This is a genomic window from Rhodopirellula sp. JB055, from assembly GCF_043100905.1.
In the GTDB taxonomy this organism is placed as follows: Bacteria; Planctomycetota; Planctomycetia; order Pirellulales; family Pirellulaceae; genus Rhodopirellula.
Genome location: NZ_JBICHO010000589.1, coordinates 1 through 3,439 on the forward strand (window position 1 = coordinate 1; position 3,439 = coordinate 3,439).

General features: G+C 57.4%; 2 protein-coding genes and 1 pseudogene. All 3 read left to right on the forward strand.

Annotated elements, in window-relative coordinates; all coding sequences use genetic code 11:
- Positions 1-1,785, forward strand: a 1,785-nt coding sequence (locus ACF8AM_RS23080; RefSeq protein WP_392557912.1) for a carbon starvation protein A, incomplete at its 5' end; no start/stop codon positions are given.
- Positions 1,786-1,804: 19 nt separating this feature from the next.
- Entirely contained in the window at positions 1,805-2,419 is a 615-nt protein-coding gene (locus ACF8AM_RS23085; RefSeq protein WP_392557913.1) for a DUF2238 domain-containing protein, read from the forward strand.
- A 307-nt stretch (positions 2,420-2,726) separates the two neighbouring features.
- A pseudogene (locus ACF8AM_RS23090) lies at positions 2,727-3,439 on the forward strand (AAA family ATPase); the annotation flags it as partial.

Below are 3,439 nucleotides of genomic sequence, written 5' to 3' on the forward strand. Positions count from 1 at the left end.
GCGTTGCACGACGATGAGCCGATGCCGAGCGTGGTCCAACGCGACGACGTCGATTTCGTTCCCACCGACCGCAGTGTCGTGCTCGGGCACCATTTCACCAGCATCGCCGGAACGGGACCGATCGTGGGTCCGGCGTTGGCGGTATTTTGGGGTTGGCTGCCGGCGCTGTTGTGGGTGATTTTTGGCTCGATCCTTGTCGGAGGCGTGCATGATCTGGCCGCGTTGGTGATCTCGATCCGCAACCGCGGCGAATCGGTCGGTCAAGCCGCCGGGCACTTGATTTCGAAACGGGCGAAACTGCTGTTTTTGATCGTGTTGGCCATGGCGTTGTCGATCGTCTTGGCGGTCTTTGGTCTCGTCATCGCGAACATCTTCAAGCTGTATCCCGAATCGGTGCTGAGCGTTTGGACCGCGATGCCGGTTGCGGTGATGATCGGGTGGTTCGTCATTCGCCGCGGGAACGCTCTCGTCATTCCGTGCCTGATCGGGTTGGGCACTTTGTATTTGACGGTGTACCTCGGTGCGTATCGTCTGCCCCTGGACATCGCCGACGTGTTGCCGGCCGATGCCGTTTACGCGACACCGGTGGTTGTGTGGACCGGTTTGCTCCTCGCGTATGCGTTTGTGGCGTCGGTGTTACCGGTTTGGTTGTTGTTGCAACCCCGAGACTTCATCAACAGTCTTCAATTGGTGGTCGCGTTGGTCTTGTTGGTGGTCGGTTTGGGAGTGGCTTCCTTCGGAGGTGAAGCCGATTTAATGTCGGCCGCTCCGGCGATCGCAACTGAAATTCCCGCCGACGCTCCACCGATCTTTCCGTTCCTTTTCATCACGATCGCCTGCGGTGCGTGCAGCGGTTTCCACTGCATGGTCAGCAGCGGAACGACGAGCAAACAACTCAAGGTCGCCTCGGACGCTCAACTCGTTGGCTACGGATCGATGCTCGGGGAAGGCATGTTGGCGGTGTTGGTTATTTTGGCTTGCTGCGCGGGAGTCGGGATGGGGCGTCTCGAACGAACCGTCACCGACGGCCAGACGGTGATCACTCGCACCACACCGAGCGACACTTCCGGCGCAACGAATGGTTCTCCCGCATGGCGTTCGTATTATCGAACAGGTCTTCCTGCGAGTGAGGAGACGGCGGACGGGGGACAATCCGCGGCTCGACAAAACAACACGACGCAGGACGGCGGCTGGAGAAAGCAGGGACTCGACAAAAAACTCGCCGCGTTCATTGACGGCGGAGCGAACTTCATGTCGTCGATCGGGATTCCTCTGAAGATGGGCGTGGCGATCATGGCAGTCATGGTTGCCTGTTTTGCCGCAACAACGCTCGATACCGCGACGCGTTTGCAACGATATGTTTTGAGCGAACTGTCGAGTTCGGCGGGGTTTTCGTTCGGCGCGAATAAGTATGTTGCAACCGGGTTTGCGATCGCGGTTGCGTTGCTGATTGCAATTTTCGCGGGCGATGCTCCGGGCAAAGGCGGCTTGATTTTATGGCCACTGTTTGGAGCGACCAACCAACTGCTCGCGGGACTCGCATTGATGGTGTCGGTGTTTTATCTCGCACGCCGAAGTCGGCCGATTGCGGTGTTGGCGATCCCGATGTTCATGATGTTGTTGATGCCCGCGTGGGCAATGACATTCGACCTCGTGAACAATTGGTGGCCGGCCCGTGATTGGGTGTTGATCGGATTCGCACTCGCGGTGTTGTGCTTGCAGTTCTGGATGGTCGTGGAAGGCATCGCGTTGTGGCGGCGTCAAAAGTCCGTGCAACAATCGTGACCCTCCACCGATCGTTCCCATGATGTCCATGCGATTGCTAGCGATCGTTGCCACGGGAATTGCCATTCCGCTTTCTTTCATCGGTGCGGCCTACCCGAACGAGTTGGTGCTGCAGCATGTCCCAACCGTCGCTGGCGTGGCGATGCTAATCATTGCGGTGGTGCGTTTTCATCCATCGAACCTGTCGCTGGGATGCTGCGTTGCGTTCTTATGGTTGCATCTGATCGGTGCCCGTTGGATCTACTCATATGTCCCTTACGATGAGGCGATGCAATTCTTGACCGGACACACGCTGTCGGAATTTTTTGATTGGAGGCGGAACCACTACGACCGGTTGGTTCACTTTGCATCCGGTTGTCTCGGCCTGCCTCCACTCTCGGAGTTTCTACAGGTCTTCTGTCGTGTAACGCCCTTTGCGGGAGCGTGTTTAGCGGTCGTTTGTGTGCTGGCAATCGGTGCCGTGTATGAAGTGATCGAGTGGCAGATCGCGATGACGTTTTCACCTGCGATGGCGGAATCCTACAACGGCCAGCAAGGCGATATTTGGGACGCCCAAAAAGACCTTGCCTTGGCATGGCTCGGTTCAATGATCACATTGCCGTTTTTCTTGCGATGGAGGCCAGTCGGCCAGTGAGGTCTCGGAGCGTTATCTAAAAAGTTTTGGTTCGGGCGCCCCAAAAGTCGCGCACAGATGCCTCCACAATGGGCTCGTTCATCGAGGCAGACGCTGCCAACGGTAAAAAACAGCGAGGACCTGAACAGACTTCGATCGGTGTCGCCTGGAGGCTTTCGCATTTTGGGCACACCGACCGTTCTCCCCCTGCCAACTCGATCAGAAAAGTTTGCTTTCGCTTCCGACAGCCCGCTATGATTGGTGACCGCGAACTCGCCCGCCGGGAATCGGGATCTCAACATCGGTCAGAACACCCAGGACCTTCAACATGTCGCAGTCGGTAATGCCGTCCAATTCACTCGGTCCTGAATCCGCTTTGAGCGACGATGATGTCGCGGCGGTTGACCGACTCGGGAAAGCCCACGATCGATTGCGTGAGGAACTAGGCCGGGTCATCGTCGGCCAGCGGGACACGATCGACCTCTTGTTGGTGTGTTTGTTCGCGCGACGACACGCGTTGTTGATGGGTGTGCCAGGTTTGGCGAAGACGTTGTTGGTCAGCAAACTCGCCGAGACCATGTCGCTGAAGTTCAGCCGCATTCAGTTCACCCCCGATCTGATGCCGATGGACATTACGGGAACTGACATCCTGCAGGACAACGGGGAAGGGCGGCGTGAGTTCGAGTTCGCACACGGTCCCGTTTTTGCCAACATCATCTTAGCCGACGAGATCAACCGGGCCCCGCCAAAGACACAGGCGGCGATGCTCGAGGCGATGCAGGAACAACGCATCACTGTTGTTGGCAAAGGGTTCGACTTGCCGCCTCCGTTCATGGTCCTGGCAACGCAGAACCCTGTCGAGCAGGAAGGCACCTACCCGCTCCCGGAAGCACAGCTCGACCTATTCTTGGCTTTATTTGTTTTGTAATATCCGTCCGAAGAGGAAGTGATCGCTATCGCTCGAACGACGACGGGCTGTCGCTTGCCGTCGCTCGAACATCTCATGACGGGCGATGAATTTATCGCCAATCAGGACCTCGT